At 46.5% G+C, this 16,891-nt stretch carries 16 protein-coding genes; 15 read left to right on the top strand and 1 reads right to left on the bottom strand.

The features are described 5' to 3' along the window. Positions 1-1,149 carry a tRNA epoxyqueuosine(34) reductase QueG gene (gene queG / locus ACXAGP_RS05595; RefSeq protein ID WP_475260070.1) on the bottom strand — a complete coding sequence of 383 codons (1,149 nt, stop codon included), beginning with the start codon at positions 1,147-1,149 and terminating at the stop codon, positions 1-3. Between queG and ACXAGP_RS05590 the strand changes: the two genes are divergently transcribed. The 15 genes from ACXAGP_RS05590 to ACXAGP_RS05520 all read left to right on the top strand — a co-directional run bounded on the left by ACXAGP_RS05590 (position 1,149) and on the right by ACXAGP_RS05520 (position 16,886). Further along, positions 1,149-2,684, top strand: coding sequence for an NAD(P)H-hydrate dehydratase (locus ACXAGP_RS05590; RefSeq protein ID WP_475260068.1), 1,536 nt, complete (start codon positions 1,149-1,151; stop codon positions 2,682-2,684). The genes queG and ACXAGP_RS05590 overlap by 1 nt on opposite strands. Then, a complete protein-coding gene (gene tsaE, locus ACXAGP_RS05585) occupies positions 2,674-3,153 on the top strand; it encodes a tRNA (adenosine(37)-N6)-threonylcarbamoyltransferase complex ATPase subunit type 1 TsaE (protein ID WP_475260066.1) in 480 nt (159 codons plus the stop codon). Before ACXAGP_RS05590 ends, tsaE begins: the two co-directional genes overlap by 11 nt. A 9-nt stretch (positions 3,154-3,162) precedes the next feature. Then, positions 3,163-4,503: an N-acetylmuramoyl-L-alanine amidase gene (locus ACXAGP_RS05580; RefSeq protein ID WP_475260064.1), complete on the top strand. Its 1,341-nt coding sequence runs from the start codon at positions 3,163-3,165 to the stop codon at positions 4,501-4,503. A 19-nt stretch (positions 4,504-4,522) separates the two neighbouring features. Further along, the gene (gene mutL / locus ACXAGP_RS05575; RefSeq protein WP_475260062.1) at positions 4,523-6,289 is read left to right on the top strand and encodes a DNA mismatch repair endonuclease MutL; all 1,767 of its coding nucleotides are present in this window, start codon (positions 4,523-4,525) and stop codon (positions 6,287-6,289) included. Beyond that, positions 6,282-7,220: a tRNA (adenosine(37)-N6)-dimethylallyltransferase MiaA gene (gene miaA, locus ACXAGP_RS05570; protein ID WP_475260060.1), complete on the top strand. Its 939-nt coding sequence runs from the start codon at positions 6,282-6,284 to the stop codon at positions 7,218-7,220. Before mutL ends, miaA begins: the two co-directional genes overlap by 8 nt. A 142-nt stretch (positions 7,221-7,362) precedes the next feature. Further along, positions 7,363-7,617 carry an RNA chaperone Hfq gene (gene hfq / locus ACXAGP_RS05565; RefSeq protein WP_338290468.1) on the top strand — a complete coding sequence of 85 codons (255 nt, stop codon included), beginning with the start codon at positions 7,363-7,365 and terminating at the stop codon, positions 7,615-7,617. A gap of 23 nt (positions 7,618-7,640) precedes the next feature. Further along, on the top strand, positions 7,641-8,927 hold the full coding sequence (gene hflX / locus ACXAGP_RS05560) for a ribosome rescue GTPase HflX (RefSeq protein WP_475260058.1): 1,287 nt from the start codon (positions 7,641-7,643) through the stop codon (positions 8,925-8,927). 85 nt (positions 8,928-9,012) lie between these two features. Further along, positions 9,013-10,176: an FtsH protease activity modulator HflK gene (hflK, locus tag ACXAGP_RS05555; protein ID WP_475260056.1), complete on the top strand. Its 1,164-nt coding sequence runs from the start codon at positions 9,013-9,015 to the stop codon at positions 10,174-10,176. Positions 10,177-10,179: 3 nt separating this feature from the next. Next, on the top strand, positions 10,180-11,055 hold the full coding sequence (gene hflC / locus ACXAGP_RS05550; protein ID WP_475260054.1) for a protease modulator HflC: 876 nt from the start codon (positions 10,180-10,182) through the stop codon (positions 11,053-11,055). A 116-nt stretch (positions 11,056-11,171) separates the two neighbouring features. Beyond that, positions 11,172-12,338: an aminotransferase class V-fold PLP-dependent enzyme gene (locus ACXAGP_RS05545; protein WP_475260052.1), complete on the top strand. Its 1,167-nt coding sequence runs from the start codon at positions 11,172-11,174 to the stop codon at positions 12,336-12,338. Further along, positions 12,331-12,516, top strand: a complete 186-nt coding sequence (locus tag ACXAGP_RS05540) for a DUF2065 domain-containing protein (RefSeq protein ID WP_338290477.1) — start codon at positions 12,331-12,333, stop codon at positions 12,514-12,516. The genes ACXAGP_RS05545 and ACXAGP_RS05540 overlap by 8 nt, the downstream gene beginning before the upstream one ends. 111 nt (positions 12,517-12,627) lie before the next feature. Next, a complete protein-coding gene (locus tag ACXAGP_RS05535; RefSeq protein ID WP_475260050.1) occupies positions 12,628-13,926 on the top strand; it encodes an adenylosuccinate synthase in 1,299 nt (432 codons plus the stop codon). Positions 13,927-13,984: 58 nt separating this feature from the next. Continuing rightward, entirely contained in the window at positions 13,985-15,370 is a 1,386-nt protein-coding gene (locus ACXAGP_RS05530; protein ID WP_475260049.1) for an aldehyde dehydrogenase family protein, read from the top strand. A 3-nt stretch (positions 15,371-15,373) separates the two neighbouring features. Further along, a complete protein-coding gene (locus ACXAGP_RS05525; RefSeq protein ID WP_475260048.1) occupies positions 15,374-15,793 on the top strand; it encodes a VOC family protein in 420 nt (139 codons plus the stop codon). 109 nt (positions 15,794-15,902) lie between these two features. Continuing rightward, positions 15,903-16,886, top strand: a complete 984-nt coding sequence (locus ACXAGP_RS05520) for a GGDEF domain-containing protein (protein ID WP_475260047.1) — start codon at positions 15,903-15,905, stop codon at positions 16,884-16,886. Positions 16,887-16,891 lie beyond the last annotated feature (5 nt).

The raw sequence follows: 16,891 nt of genomic DNA, 5'->3' as shown, positions 1-16,891 counted from the left end.
TCAAGCGCTGTCGGGCATGCCTTTCTCAATGGTTCTGATCAGGCGCTGCGTCAAGCGTAAATTGGTTCTTTCTTTGGTTACTCTTTGCTTTTCTGCTTGTGCCTCAAGTGCCCATTCAATGTGGCGTTTTACCATATCTGAACAATGCTGAAGTTTGTGTTTTAGTGCATTGACTATATCGTCATGATAATCGGCGTTGCCCAATGCCACGCTGATATTGCGTTGCCAGGCTTCGAAGCCTATGCGACGAATGGCGGAGCCGGCCATCTTGTCTAAAAAGGTTGCTTCATCCCAGTCAAAGAGTTCCAGTAATGTCGCCTCAGAGAGTTTTTGCCGAACGGCAAAATCAGGTTCTGCTGTCAGTTTCGCATATCGATTCCAGGGACATATCAGTTGGCAATCATCACAGCCATAGATGCGGTTGCCGATGGCTGCGCGAAACTCAAGGGGAATGTCCCCCTTATTTTCGATAGTCAGGTAGCTGATACAGCGCCTGCCATCTACCACGTAAGGCGCAACAATAGCCTGCGTTGGACACACCGTGATACAGGCAACACAGCTGCCACATTTTTCCTTCACAGGTTGGTCGATGCTCAGGGGCAGGTTGATAAATAACTCCCCCAGGAAAAACAAGGATCCTGCTTTGCTGTTCAACGTAAGACTGTGTTTGCCCGTCCAGCCAACTCCAGCTTTTTCTGCTAGTGCGTGCTCCAGTACAGGCGCTGAATCTGAAAAAGGCCGCCATTGGGCTTCTGGATGTTGCTCGGAGATCTTTTCGCCCAGTTTTTTTAAACGACTGCGCAATACTTTGTGATAATCACGACCTGTGGCATAACGGCTAATATAAGCGCGGCGTTTATCTTTGAGGTTTTGAGCAAACTGAGCATTTTCCGGGAGGTAAGCCATGCATACGCTGATGACGCGCAGAGTGCCAGGAAGCAACTTTTCCGGAGCCAGCCGTTTGTCTTGATTTTCAGCTAACCATTGCATATCGCCATGAAAGCCATTGTCCAACCAAGATTGTAACGCTATTTTATGGTTATCCAGGTTAATATCGGTGATGCCCACGTGCTGAAACCCCAACTCGTGGCCCCATTGTTTGATATTGCTACTGAGTTCAAGCCATTTATTTTCCGGAGGGGCAGACATTGAAAACCTTTAAGAACCTGTTCCAGCGGGAGAGTTTAGCACACAATATTTACACAGCGGATCAAGTTCGCCTTGTTGAGCCCAGGGCTGCCGAATTGGCGGGTGTTTCCATGTATCAACTTATGGAGAATGCCGGACAGGCGGTTTTTTCTTTGCTATCTGCTACTTATCCTAAAGCGCAGCGCATTATTGTTCTGTCCGGACATGGCAATAATGGTGGCGATGCCTATGTTGTTGCGCGTCTTGCAATTGAAGCTGGTTTGGACTGTGCGCTTTGTGAATTGGGCAATCAGGATAAGTTATCAGCCGATGCCAGTCTTGCCCGCAGCAAGTGGCTCGCCGCACAAGGCGTGCAACTGGATATTGGTAAATTACAATTCAACGATTTTGATGTTTGCGTGGATGGTATGCTAGGTACGGGAATTTCAGGAACGGTAAGAGCCCCCTATGCAGATATCATTGCGCGCTTGAACGACCACGCTATTCCGGTGGTCAGTATTGATATTCCCTCTGGTATGCATGCCGATACCGGAGTTGCCAATGGTATTGCCGTAGAAGCCAATCACACCTGTACTTTTATCGGTACCAAAAGTGGCCTGAAAACCGGGCAGGGCAAACAACTTTGTGGGCAGCTGCATTTTAATGATTTAGGCGTTGGCACAGAGTTTCAGCGCTTGGCACAACAAATCGCTAAAGTTGTGGATTTCCGAAATATGCCGGCTTTTCCAGGACGCAAGATAAACAGTCATAAAGCCATGATGGGTAAGCTGCTATGTATTGGAGGCAACGAACAATATGGCGGTGCCATCAGATTAACTGCCGAGGCAGCATTGAGAACGGGAGCAGGACTGGTTAAGGTTTTTTGTCATGAAGCCTCAAGACAAACCGTGAACAATACGCGGCCTGAAATTATGGTTGAAACCCGGGCAGAACAGTTACAGCAGTCATTACAGTGGTGCGATGCTATCGCAATTGGTCCCGGCCTTGGGCAAGACAGTTGGTCAATTGCGGCGTTGGAAGCGGCACTTTCCCATTGTTTAAAGCAACACAAACACCTGGTGATTGACGCCGATGCCCTTAACCTGGTAGCTAAACAGCAACAGTTGGTCATTCCCCAGAACCTGGCCATTATTACACCTCATTCGGGTGAAGCCGCTCGCTTGTTAAGAGTTTCGGCCACAGACGTGGAGTGGGACCGATACAAAGCCGCTACTTTATTGACTCAAACCTTTAATGCTGTATCTGTACTGAAGGGACCGGGCACACTCATTACCTCACAAGGCAATACCTGGGTCTGTGAAAACGGCAATCCGGGTATGGCAACAGGTGGAATGGGAGACGTATTGACCGGCGTATTAGGCGCTTTATTGTCTCAAGGTATCAGCAACAGGCTTAGTGCGCTCTATGGCGTATGTTTGCATAGCTATGCTGCTGACAAAGCAGCACAGGAAAATGGTGAAATAGGCTTGTTGGCCAGCGATTTATTCCCATATATAAGAAAATTAGTAAATATTGAGAAAACAGATGCAAAGTGAATCTTCTACAGCCGCTGTTCGAAGCTCTTCGGAACAGGACACGGAAAAACTTGCTCAAGTTATCGCTGGCTTTTGTTCTTCCAGTGGTGACGCCTGGACTATTCACCTGCACGGTGATCTAGGGGCAGGAAAAACCTGTTTTAGCCGCGGTTTTATTCGGGGCTTGGGCCATACCGGCAGTGTTAAGAGTCCAACTTATACACTGGTAGAGCCCTACGAACTCGAGACAATGAAGGTGTTCCATTTTGATTTGTATCGTCTCTCTGATCCGGAAGAACTTGAGTTTATGGGGATCAGGGACTATCAGCAGGCCGATACTATCAACCTGATTGAATGGCCCGAAAAAGGGGAAGGGCTGCTGCCGTCGCCGGATTTAGAGATAGGTATTGAGTTTACTGACCAAGGGCGTAGTATAGAGTTACTAGGAAAGTCTCCCAAGGCAAGGGAACTGATACAACAATTAAAATAATATGTATCAATGAAGATATTGTTGCGCTATTGCCTGCTGGTTTTTTTGACCTATTCGGTATCCGAATGGGTTTTCCTGCCTGAAGCTCAAGCAAGCAACAATGCCATTAATAGTGTTCGAATCTGGCCTTCTCCATCCAATACCCGTGTGGTCCTGGATTTGAAAAAGCAACCGCAATACAGTTGGTTTACCTTAAGCAATCCCAATCGGCTAGTGATCGATCTAGCTGATACAGGGCGGGATTTAGACTTTTCAAAAATCGCAAACAATAGTGAATTAGTCTCTAAAATCCGCTACAGCACTCCGAAATCTAAAGATGCGGTGCGCATCGTTCTGGAACTGGAGCAAAAAGTAAAGCCGCAAATATTTTCTTTACAACCCACCGCCCCCTATGGGAATCGTCTGGTAATCGACTTGCCTGACAATCGTCCGGGCCAAACCAATATAATAGAACAGCCAGTAAATAGACGTCACCAGGATATTATTATTGCCATTGACGCTGGCCATGGTGGTGAAGATCCCGGTTCAATTGGTGCTGCGGGAACTTATGAAAAGAATGTAGTTTTGGGCATAGCTAAAAAGCTGGCAGCGCTGGTGAATGCAGAGTCAGGAATGACTGCCGTGCTTACCAGAACGGGAGATTATTATTTAACGCCCAATCGACGCCCGGAAATTGCCCGGGAGAAAAAAGCCGATTTGTTTGTATCCATTCACGCCGATGCCTTTACCCAGCCTCAACCGAATGGTGCATCGGTATGGGTATTATCCACGGGTCGTGCCAACAGTGAATTAGGTCGTTGGTTGGAGAACACTGAGCAGCATTCTGAGTTGTTAGGCGGTGCCGCAGAAGTCATCCAGGATACTAACAACGAACGATATTTGACTCAGGCACTATTGGATATGTCGATGGATCATTCCATTGCAACTAGCTATGACATAAGCCGTAATATTTTATCGGAGTTGAAAAGCATGATGAAGTTGCATAAAAAATCACCTCAGGCAGCCAGCTTTGCGGTACTGACTTCCCCCGACATTCCTTCCATATTGGTAGAAACTGGCTTTATTTCCAATCCCAGAGATGAGAAAAACCTCAATTGGAGTAAGCATCAGCACAACCTGGCTCGTTCAATATTTAGTGGCATTAAGGCCCATTTTCGCGCAACGCCGCCAGACGGTACCTTATGGGCAAAACGAAAGCCTAAATCACGCACCCACAAAGTTGAGCGCGGGGACTCCCTCAGTGAGTTAGCTTTGCGTTACAATGTCAGTGTTAATAACCTGAAAAGAGCCAATAATCTCAATAGTGATATAGTGAGAATTGGTCAGGTTTTAAATATTCCACAAAGCTAAACTACGAGTCGATAACCCCTTGTCAATTAAAGTATTGCCCGCCAGATTGGCCAATCAGATCGCCGCCGGCGAAGTGGTGGAACGTCCTGCCTCCGTTTTGAAAGAGTTACTGGAAAACAGTATTGACTCCGGGGCGACACAAATCCTGATTGAAGTTGAGAAAGGGGGCCACAAGAAGATAAAGGTGACCGATAACGGCTCCGGTGTGGTTAAGGATGAACTGGTGTTGGCCCTGAGTCGCCATGCCACCAGTAAGGTTTCTGAATTGGATGATCTGGAACACATTGCCACTTTGGGGTTTCGCGGCGAAGCCTTGGCTAGTATTAGTTCGGTGTCCAGGTTAACACTTACCTCCAGACCAGAAGGACAACCAGAAGCCTGGCAGGCTCGCTGTGAAGGTCGTGATATGCAGGTGATTGTCGAACCTGCTGCTCATCCTAAAGGCACCAGTGTGGAAGTACTGGACTTATTCTTTAATACGCCGGCGCGGCGCAAGTTTTTACGCACTGAAAAAACCGAATTTAATCATATTGAAGAGCTCTTTGTGCGTATTGCTTTGAGTCGTTTTGATATTGCTTTAAAACTCAAGCATAACGGCAAGCTTATTAAGTCATTGCCTGCGATGAACAGCCCTGAAGAGCACATCAAACGGATTCAGCAAATTTGTGGTGGCAACCTCTGTCAGGATTTATTGCAACTGAGCAGTCAATATCAACATTTTGAATTGCAGGGGTGGGTGTCTAAACCTGGGGCATTTCGCTCTATTAATGACACCCAATACGTGTTTGTTAACAACCGCATGATGCGGGACAAACTCATTTTGCATGCTATTCGACAGGCTTACGAAGGATTGTTGCCCCCAGATAAATATCCCTTTTTCGTGCTGTATATCACCTTGCCTCACGATGAAGTGGATGTGAATGTGCATCCTGCTAAGCATGAAGTGCGGTTTCATCAGGCTCGTCTGGTGCACGATTTTATCTACTCAGGTGTCTGTGATGCCCTCAATGCTGAGTTCGAGAATGATAACAATAGTGCTGGCTCGCCACCTCAACTAGATGAACCTCGGCACAATTACCAACAGGAAAGTGACTACATTAAGCCCCTACAACCGTTGCAGCAGCAGAGTTCAGGCTATGCAACCGGATATGCAAGATCATCAGGTGGGGAGAGTGCAGCAGTGCGCCGCAATGTTACCGAAGCGGCGAGTAATTATACCCAGTTGGTTAGCCATCATCACAGTGCTGAGAAACCGAGCCACGGGGCCATAGATACGGTCACCACCATGAGTGATTCTATATTGAGCCTACCAGGTAAAGGGTTTTTAATTAAACAAGCTTGCGAGTTTTATTACATGCCACAGCAGCAGCTGGTGGAGAGGTATTTAACGGCGCGTTACTTACCTGATACCCCTGTTTCACAACCGCTGTTATTACCGGTATCAGCAAAGCCTGCAAAGGACATGGATATTGCTTTATTTTGCGACAATGCGGCAAAACTTGGAATGGACGTTCAGTCTTTTGCAAATAAACTGATTTTAAAACAAGTGCCTATTGGTGCTCGTAAACAGCGCTGGCAGGATATTTTTGTTGCATTGCTGGAAAGTGAAGAAGTTTCAACAGAGGCGATAATCAACACAATGGCCCGGTTTTGGGAGCCAGAACCGGGTACTCTGACCACAACACTGTCAGAGATGCTCCTGGCGAGTGAAGATGAGCAAATTTTATTGGCATCGGGCGCAAAACCGGTGCCGCTGCAAGCATGGTTGGATAAGTTAGATGAATAGCGAGATATCGGCTCTACCCAAGGCCATTTTTCTTATGGGGCCTACGGCGTCTGGTAAAACGGATCTCGCTATTAGCCTGGTGCAGAGTGGTCTATGCGAGATTATCAGCGTGGATTCTGCGCTTATTTATCGGGATATGGATATCGGTACCGCCAAGCCTTCCGATGCAGAGCAGCTAGCTGCTCCGCATCGTCTGATAGATATTCTGGACCCTGCTGAGTCCTATTCGGTGGCCCAATTCAGAAAAGATGCATTGCGAGAAATGCAGGACATCACAGATAAGGGCAAGGTACCCTTGCTGGTGGGGGGCACCATGATGTATTACAAGGCATTGGTGGACGGAATTTCGCAGCTGCCGGAATCCGACGAACTTGTGCGCAAACAAATCAGCGAAGAAGTGGAAATCAAAGGATGGCAGGCTCTGCATGACGAGTTGCGCAGCATCGACCCTGTTTCAGCTGAACGAATTCATCCCAATGACCCCCAGCGCTTGATGCGTGCCATTGAAGTCTACCGCTTGTCCGGCAAAAGCATGACAGAATTGACGGCGAGCAAGTCCTCATCTATACCCTATAATATATTGCAATTGGCAATAGCACCGGATGATCGAAGTATTCTACATCAACGTATAGAAAAACGTTTCGATATTATGCTGGACACAGGCTTCGAACAGGAAGTTCAAAAGCTAATGCAAAGAGGTGATTTGCATTTGGACATGCCATCGATGCGCTGTGTTGGCTATCGTCAAATGTGGTTATATCTAGTAGGAAAGTATGATTTTGCCGAAATGCGATACCGTGGTATTGTCGCTACCAGGCAGTTGGCAAAGCGCCAGCTCACTTGGCTGCGGGGATGGCCGGAATTGCACTGGCTGGATACGTTTTCCAGTGACAATGTCAAGCGGGTTAAAGATTTATTCTTAAAGTTGTAACTTGAATATGCTGTTCTAAAGACCCAATTAGTATGAGTGTATACAGTAATGGTAAATCCTGTATACTGATATCAAGCTGCTTTAACGTGGCTTTACACTCAACCAGAACAACAAAAAAGATAAGAAGAACAAGAGGCTGAAAATGGCTAAGGGACAATCATTACAAGACCCGTTTTTAAACGCTTTGCGTAGAGAACGTGTTCCCGTGTCGATATATCTTGTAAATGGCATAAAGCTACAAGGGCAAATCGAATCCTTCGATCAATTCGTTATTTTGTTAAAAAATACGGTAAGCCAGATGGTTTACAAACACGCGATTTCCACAGTTGTACCTGCCCGGGCAATTCCAATGGTTGCCAATGACCATGGGGATGGAGATAATATTCAGTCTGAATAATTCTCAAGGTAAGGAAATGAAGCTTGTTTGACCGTTACGAAGCTGGCGAACAGGCTGTATTAGTACATATCTATTTCTCCGATGAACAGAGCAAAGAAGATCTGCAAGAGCTGCAGATGCTGGTTTCATCGGCAGGTGTCAATGCAGTTGATATAGTTACCGGGTCTCGTCAGAACCCGGCTCCCAAATATTTTGTTGGTAGTGGTAAGGCGGAAGAAATAGCCAATGCCGTGCGCGCCAACAATGCCGATGTGGTGATATTTAATCACAGTTTATCTCCATCGCAAGAGCGTAACCTCGAACAACTCTGTAAGTGTCGGGTATTGGATCGCACCAGCTTGATCCTGGATATTTTCGCTCAGAGGGCCAGAACTCATGAAGGTAAGCTCCAGGTAGAATTGGCGCAGTTAAAGCACATCTCCACGCGTTTGGTCAGAGGCTGGACCCACCTTGAACGTCAAAAAGGCGGGATTGGCTTACGTGGTCCAGGGGAAACTCAGTTGGAAACCGACCGCCGTTTATTGCGTGAACGCATCAAAAGTATATTGAAACGATTACAAAAAGTGCAGAAACAACGGGAGCAAGGTCGCCGTTCCAGAGACCGCGCCGAATTACCTACAGTTTCGCTTGTGGGTTATACCAACGCCGGTAAGTCTACGCTGTTTAATACCATTACGGCTTCCGAAGTGTATGCCGCTGATCAGTTGTTTGCTACCCTGGACCCGACACTGCGAAAGATTCAGTTACAAGATGTAGGTGCGGCAATACTCGCGGATACGGTAGGCTTTATCAGACACTTGCCACACGATTTAGTGGCGGCCTTTAAAGCCACGCTACAAGAAACACAGTCGGCGGATTTACTTTTACACGTCGTCGATTATTCCGATGAGCGTTTCAGGGAAAATACCGATCAAGTCAATGCGGTTTTGAACGAAATAGAAGCCAGTGACGTACCACAGCTATTGGTATGCAACAAAATTGACCGTCTGGAGGGAATGCAACCGAGAATTGATCGCGACGATGAAGGGCGCCCGATTCGGGTCTGGTTGTCAGCTCAGCAAGGAGTGGGCATTGATTTATTATTAAATGCCCTCACAGAGTGTTTATCGGAAAAGATGGTGCAACATCGGTTGCGCGTGCCGCCTGCTTTGTCGCGCATCAAAGGCGATTTATATTCATTGAACTGTATTGCGCAAGAAGCGTATGCAGACAATGGTGATTGGTTGGTAGACGTGCGAATGCCTGCCAAAGATTGGCATCGTCTGGTTAAGCACTTTGATGCAGATCTAAATAGCATCATCGAAGATTGAGTATTTTAGCTTAAGCACTGGTAGTTTTATTTGTCTTCCAGTAACTTAACTCGTTAATAATTTTAATTTAACTGTGGAGAACAGCATGGCCTGGAATGAGCCGGGTGGGAACGATAAAGATCCCTGGAAAAATCGTAATAACAACGATCAGGGCCCACCAGATTTAGATGATATCTTTAAAAATATCTTTAAAAAGTTCGGCGGTTCTAAAGGTGGTTCTGGTAACGGGCCTTCCTTTGGAAAAGGACTAAGTGGTTTAGGTGCCGGTGTGATCATCGGTGTACTGGTGGCCATTTGGGTCGTCAGCGGATTCTACACCGTTAAAGAAGCTGAACGTGGTGTTGTATTGCGCTTCGGCCAATTTCACTCTTTTGTTGAGCCGGGTCTGCAATGGCGTCCCACTTTTGTTGATCGGGTTTACCCGGTAGATGTGCAAACCATTCGAACACTACCCGCGTCTGGCTTCATTTTAACCGAAGACGAGAACGTAGTTAGTGTTGAAATGGAAGTGCAGTACCGCGTAGTAGAGCCTTACGAATACACCTTCGCCGTAACGCAACCTGATGAAAGTCTTCGTCAGGCATTGGATGCTGCGCTGCGCTATGTAGTCGGACATTCTGCAATGGATGATGTGCTAACCAGCGGTAGGGAAGTGGTGCGTCAACAGGTTCGAGAGGAACTTGAGAGTGTTATTGAGCCTTACAAAATGGGGATTGCCATCACGGATCTTAACTTCAAAGACGCTCGTCCTCCAGAAGAAGTCAAAGCCGCATTCGATGATGCTATCGCTGCCCAGGAAGATGAACAGCGCTTTATCCGCGAAGCTGAAGCCTACGCCAGAGAAATCGAGCCTCGTGCCCGTGGTCAGGTACGTCGTATGGAAGAAGAAGCACAAGCCTACAAAGAACGTGTGATTCTGGAATCACGAGGTGAAGTAGCGCGCTTTGAAGAACTGTTACCACAGTTTACTGCTGCTCCTGAGGTTACCAGACAGCGTCTTTATCTGGAAACTATGGAACAGGTATACAGCAATACCAGCAAAATCGTGGTGGATACCCAAGGCGGTGGCAACATGATGTATTTGCCGTTGGATAAAATTCTGGAAAGACAACAGAATTCCGCGAACGAGCCAGCAAGCCGCAACACTATTGAAGGGTTGAGGAACAATGCCACAAACCCGAGCAACAGTAATAATACCCCGGCAGCCAACGCTCGTGACAACAGATTTCGCTCTGGAAGAGGAAACTAAGCCATGAAGAATCTTATATTAATTGTCGCTGCTATTGTTGCTCTATTAGGCTACAACTCCTTATTTGTAGTAGAAGAGGGTACCCGCGGTATCGTTATTCAGTTTGGTAAAGTGCAGCGTGATGCCAACCAGGAAACTAAGGTATTCGAGCCGGGATTGCACCTGAAGGTTCCTTTCTTTGATCGAGTTAAAATTCTTGATGCTCGGGTACAAACCCTGGATGACGCGCCGGACCGCTTTGTGACTTCTGAGAAAAAGGACCTTATCGTCGATTCTTATGTGAAGTGGCGTATTAGTGACTTTGCGAAGTATTACCTGGCCACCCGCGGTGGAGTTAAAAGCCAGGCTGAAGCTTTGTTAAAGCAGAAAGTCAACAACGGTTTGCGCTCGGAATTCGGTACCCGTACTATCTCTGAAATTGTTTCAGGCGAGCGTTCTGAGTTGATGGATGAAGCGTTAAAACAATCATCACAGAGCTCAGATGAGTTGGGCATTGAGATTGTTGACGTGCGCGTCAAGCAAATCAACTTGCCGTTAGAAGTCAGTAACTCCATCTTTGACCGCATGCGTGCTGAGCGTACCGCAGTGGCGAAAGAACACCGCTCTGAAGGTCAAGAGCAGGCGGAAATCATTCGTGCAGACATCGATCGTCGAGTAACGGTTATGCTGGCTGATGCAGAACGTAACGCCCGTCAACTGCGCGGTGAAGGTGATGCAACAGCTGCCAAAATATACGCTGATGCATACAACAAGAGCCCTGAGTTTTACGCCTTCTTACGCAGTATGGATGCCTACAAAGCCAGCTTTAGCAGTAAGCAAGACGTACTGGTTGTTGAGCCTAACAATGACTTCTTCAGATACATGAAAAATCAGAACTAAGCGTCTGGATGTAAACTGAAAAACCCGCTTTTAAGCGGGTTTTTTGTTATTGGAACAGCAGTAATTTTTTTGTATTACTTGTATAGTTGGCAAATAAAAATTAGCCGGGATCCCTGATGTTAAAGCACCATTATCAACACTTCTTAAGCAACAATAAGAATGTGCAGCATTACGCTTGCCATAGCCATCACTACTGGCCGGATGTAACCCGTCAGGCGATGTTGGATTATTGGGATGATTCAGCGCGTTTAGTGGATGACAAATGGGGCTACTTCTTTGAAGAAAAAGTACCGGCTCTACAGACTCATATTGCTAATATTCTGGGCACCGGACAGCCAGAACAGGTGGTGTTTGCGCCCAATACCCACGAATTGTTGTTCAGAGTGATTTCTGGTCTGGATCTAAGTGCGGAGCTTACTATTGTGACAACCGATAGTGAGTTTCACAGCTTTAATCGCCAGATAAACCGCCTGGACGAGCTGAAAAATATTCATGTTATTAAAGTTCCGGTGCAACCGCTTCACAGTTTCGAATCTCGTTTTGCTGATGCGGTGCAATACAACGACCCCAATCTCGTATTTTGCAGTCAGGTATTTTTTAATTCCGGTTTTGCCGTACAAAGCATCGATAATATTATTGCCTCAGTAGAGAACCCCGACACGGTGATTATGATTGACGGCTATCATGCCTTTTGCGCCATGCCAGTAGATATTGCGGCTCATCGCAATCGCATATTCTACCTCGGAGGTGGCTACAAGTACGCCCAAGGTGGGGAAGGTGTGTGTTTCATGCACGTGCCCAAAGGTTTTTTGAATCGTCCTTTGTATACCGGTTGGTATGCTGAATTTGGCGAGCTACAAAAATTTAAATCCCGCAAAGTCGATTACGCCACCAATGGTTTTCATTTTGCGGGTTCTACTATGGATTACTCGGGTATTTATCGACAATTGGCGGTGTTCAATTTGTGGCAAACAGAAAACATCAGCATTGAGGCAATCCACGCACATGTACAAAAGCTTCAGCAGGTGTTTTTGTCACATCTTGAGTCGTTACAACAAACCGTTTTAACCAAAGCCAATTTACTTTTAGAAGCGCCTGAACAGCATGGTCACTTTCTGACCTTCGAGTTCGAAAAAACCGAGCAAGCCGCATCGTTACACCAGTTTTTAAAATCCCAGCATATTGAAACCGACTATCGCGGTACTCGCTTGCGCTTTGGTTTTGCTCCCTATCACGAGATTGCTGATATTAATTTGTCCTGTCTGGAAAATTTTCATGACTAGTCTTGCTGTGGCCTTTGCATTGTTGCTTATCCTGGAGGGTATTGGCCCCTTATTATTCCCCAACCGTTGGCGCAAATATTTGCAAAGCCTGGCGCAATTGCCGGGTAATCAATTGCAACAGATTGGCGGCGTTATGGTGATCGCTGGCGCGATTCTGTTGTGGTTTCTGCAAAGCTAACGCAGATCGCCTGGATTTGTGCTGAAAATCGGGATTTTCATGACAAAAAAGATGAATCAGGCCCCTCAACTTGATAGAATCCCCGCTTAACTTTCAACCAAAGCAATGTAAATGGCAAATAATGTAGTGGTCCTTGGCACTCAATGGGGTGACGAGGGTAAAGGTAAGGTTGTCGACCTGTTAACAGACAAAGCTTCGTATGTGGTGCGCTATCAAGGCGGTCACAATGCTGGACACACCCTGGTAATCGACGGTGAAAAGACCGTATTACACTTGATCCCTTCTGGTATTCTGCGCGACAACGTGAAATGCGTTATCGGTAATGGCGTAGTATTGAGCCCGGAAGCGTTGATGAAGGAAATTGCCATGCTCAAAGAGCGCGGTGTGCCGGTGGAAGAGCGTCTGGTGATCAGTGAAGCTTGTCCGCTTATTCTGCCTTATCACGTTGAGCTGGATAAAGCCCGCGAACAAGCCCGTGGTAATAAAGCCATTGGCACTACTGGTCGCGGAATCGGACCTGCCTATGAAGACAAAGTATCGCGCCGTGGTTTACGCGTAGGTGACTTGTTCTGTGTCGAGAGCTTTGCAGCAAAACTCAAAGAAGTGATGGAATATCACAATTTTGCCCTGCAGCATTATTACAAAGCTGAGCCGGTAAGTTACGATAAAGTATTACAAGAAGTGCTGGCCATTGCAGATATCTTGAAATCTATGGTTGTAGATGTCACTGACATGCTGGACAAAGCCCGTCTGGCAGGTGAAAAAATTATGTTCGAAGGGGCTCAAGGTACCTTGTTAGATATCGACCATGGTACTTATCCTTATGTAACTTCATCGAACACCACCGTTGGTGGCGTGGCGACAGGTGCCGGGTTCGGTCCGCTGAATCTTGATTATGTGTTGGGTATTGTAAAAGCTTATACAACACGTGTGGGTTCAGGTCCTTTCCCTACTGAATTAGATGACGCCGTTGGCGAACACCTTGGTGTTAAAGGCCACGAATTCGGTGCAACCACTGGTCGTAAACGTCGTACTGGTTGGTTTGACGCCGTGGCTATGAAGCGCGCCGTGCAAATTAATTCTATCTCTGGATTCTGTCTGACCAAATTGGACGTTCTGGATGGTTTGGAAGAGCTCAAAATTTGCGTCGGTTATAAAGATGCTGAAGGTAACGTCAAAGATGTACCGCCAATGGCCGCAGACGGCTACGATGCGGTAACACCTGTTTATGAGTCGATGCCGGGTTGGAGTGACAATACTTTTGGCGCTAAAACTATCGATGCCCTACCGCAAGCTGCGCGAGACTATATTAAGCGCATCGAAGAGGTAACTGGCGTACCGGTGCATATAGTGTCTACAGGACCTGATAGAAACGAAACTATCATCCTGACTCATCCTTATGATGCCTGATAAAAAGCCGCTTTAGAGCGGCTTTTTGCTGTTAACAAATTGATTTCAGGAGCTAACCATGGACGCGAAAAACGCAAATAGTATTCCCGATATAGTAACCCGCTTGCGCAACACTTATGCCACCGGGAAAACGCGATCCGCACAGTGGCGTATTCAGCAGCTTCAGCAAGTTAAAAAAATGACGCTGGATAATGAAGAAAAAATCAGAGCCGCGCTTGAGGCGGATCTCGGAAAGTGTCAACAAGAAGCCTGGACAGCTGAAATTTCTTATATCAGCACTGAAGTCGATCATACCATTAAGCATCTGAAAAAGTGGATGAAACCCCGTAAGGTGAAAACGCCTTTAGTCGCGCAACCGGGAAAAAGTTATTTGCAACCGGAACCATTGGGTGTGGCACTGATTATCGGTGCCTGGAATTACCCGTGGCAATTGGTGATTGCGCCTTATGTTGCAGCCCTGTCAGCGGGCAATTGTGCCATCTTAAAACCCTCCGAACTGGCGGAAAATACCTCGCGTTTGATGGCGGAACTGGTACCCAAATATCTGGATGGTGACGCCGTTGCCGTGGTTGAGGGCGGTGTAGAAGAGTCTACGGAGCTATTAAAACAGCGCTTTGATCATATCTTGTATACCGGTGGTGAGGCCGTTGGCAAGATTGTTATGCGCGCTGCGGCGGAGCATCTGACACCTGTCACATTAGAGTTAGGGGGCAAAAGCCCTTGCGTGGTAGACAAAAGTGCTAATTTGGATGTGACCGTATCCAGAATTGCTTGGTGTAAATGGATGAATGCCGGTCAAACCTGTGTCGCTCCTGACTATATTTTGGTAGATGAGAGCATTAAAGAGGCTTTTATAGAAAAGCTTCAGGCTAAAATTACCGATTTTTACGGCTCGCAACCTGCTGACAGCAAAGACTATGCACGTATTATTAACACTCGCCACTGGGCACGCATCATGGGCTTGTTGGAAGGGCAAAATGTGATTACGGGTGGAGAAGGTGATGAGCAAGGTCGTTACATTGCTCCAACTCTCGTGCTTGAACCCGATCCTGAGTCAGCTCTGATGCAACAGGAAATATTCGGCCCGGTCTTACCTATTTTGACCTACCGCAAAACTGAAGAGGCAGTTCATTTCATTAATCAGCGCTCTAAGCCACTGGCCATGTACGTGTTTAGCAAAGACAAATTGGTTACTCATGCGGTGCTGCATCAGACCAGTGCCGGTAATGTCTGTGTTAATGATGGCATGATGTTTATGACCAATCAGGATCTGCCTTTTGGCGGTGTCGGCACCAGCGGTATGGGAAGCTATTGTGGGCAAGCGGGTTTTGATACCTTTAGCCACTTAAAAGCGGTGATGGAGCGCAGCTTCGCCCTGGATGTGGACATTCGCTATCCCCCCTACACTGAGAAAAAGCTGAAAATGTTGAAAATGATGGTGTAGCCAATGCTGACACCATTTCACCTCGCTATCGCGGTGCATGACCTGGACATGGCTCGCACATTTTATGGTGACCTGTTGGGTTGTGAACAAGGTCGGAGCTCTGAATTCTGGATCGACTGGGACTTCTGGGGGCATCAACTGGTTACTCATCTGGATCAAAACCTGAAATTAAACGAAACCGTTAACCTTGTGGACGGCAAGGATATTGGGGTTCCGCACTTTGGGATTGTACTAGACTGGTCTGACTGGGAAGGATTAATCTCGCGTCTTCGGGAAAAACAGGTTAAGTTTATTCTAGAGCCTTATGTGAGGTTTGCGGGAAAACCCGGAGAACAAGGCACCTTTTTTATCAAGGATGGCTCTGGTAACCGCCTTGAATTTAAAGCTTTTAAGGATCGCGCGTTTCTTTTTGCAAAACAGTAAGGTTCGAAATGCTTAAATTATGAACACTGTTCAGTAAATTACCTGACTTCGGTTTTTTTAAAGTCGTATACCAGGTAATAGGGTAGAGCAGGTACAGGAATTCTGTGTAATGCGTTATCACGACTCTTATTTAGATGCTCAAACTATCGCTAGAGAAGCGTTGTCCTTTCTGGACAATCATGGACTGGCACACAACCCCTTGCATTACGCTATCGCCTATCAACATATTTCCGAAACCAATCCATCGCTTTCGGATGCCTTGTCAGAAATTGTTGCCAAACACAGCCCGGATCCTTACGAAATGGAGATATTATTTGACAAATATATTTCTGAAAATAAGCCAAAATCTGAAAAAAGCATCGAAAACCTCAATAAATGTATCGAAAATTTGGAGGATGTAAACGATGAAAGCGGTGCTGCTGTAGATGAATTGGAACTCTCAATTAAGAAAGGTACTGCCACTGATAGTGTATTAATTGCCGATATTATCAGCGCTGCGAAAACCGTCAGAGATGCGCAAGAAAAAGTTAACAAACAACTCTCTGAGACACGGCAACAGTCTGATATTTTAATGAAGGAGCTGGAAACAGCGCGTGCACTTGCGGTGACTGATAGTTTAACTAAATTAAAGAATCGCTCAGGCATGGACGAATACCTCGCAGCATTACCTGATAAAGCCTTCGAGCGATTTTGTGTTGCCATTGCAGATATTGACCACTTTAAGCAATTTAATGATGAGTTCGGCCACCTGGTGGGAGATTTAATCTTAAAACGATTAGGCAAATTATTTGTAGAAGAGTTACCCGTGCCCTGTCAGGCGTTTCGTTTTGGTGGAGAAGAGTTTGTCATCTTGATGCCAGAGTGCAATCTGGAGCAAGCTATTGAGGTTGCAGAGCGATTTCGTATTGTCGTTGCTCATTTGCGTTTTAAAAACGCCAGGACCAAGAAACGTTTACCGCCATTGACGATTTCATTGGGTGTCACCAGATGGATACCAGAAGATGATATTGAGCATGCTTTAATGCGTGCTGATCAAGCCTTGTACCAAGCCAAGGACAGTGGCCGCAATAAGGTTTGCAGCATAAAAGCCTGAGCCTG

The organism is Planctobacterium sp. AWM4_229 (assembly GCF_056160305.1).
Note: the sequence above shows the minus strand (reverse complement) of the source record. Positions and strands in the feature narration are given on the sequence as shown.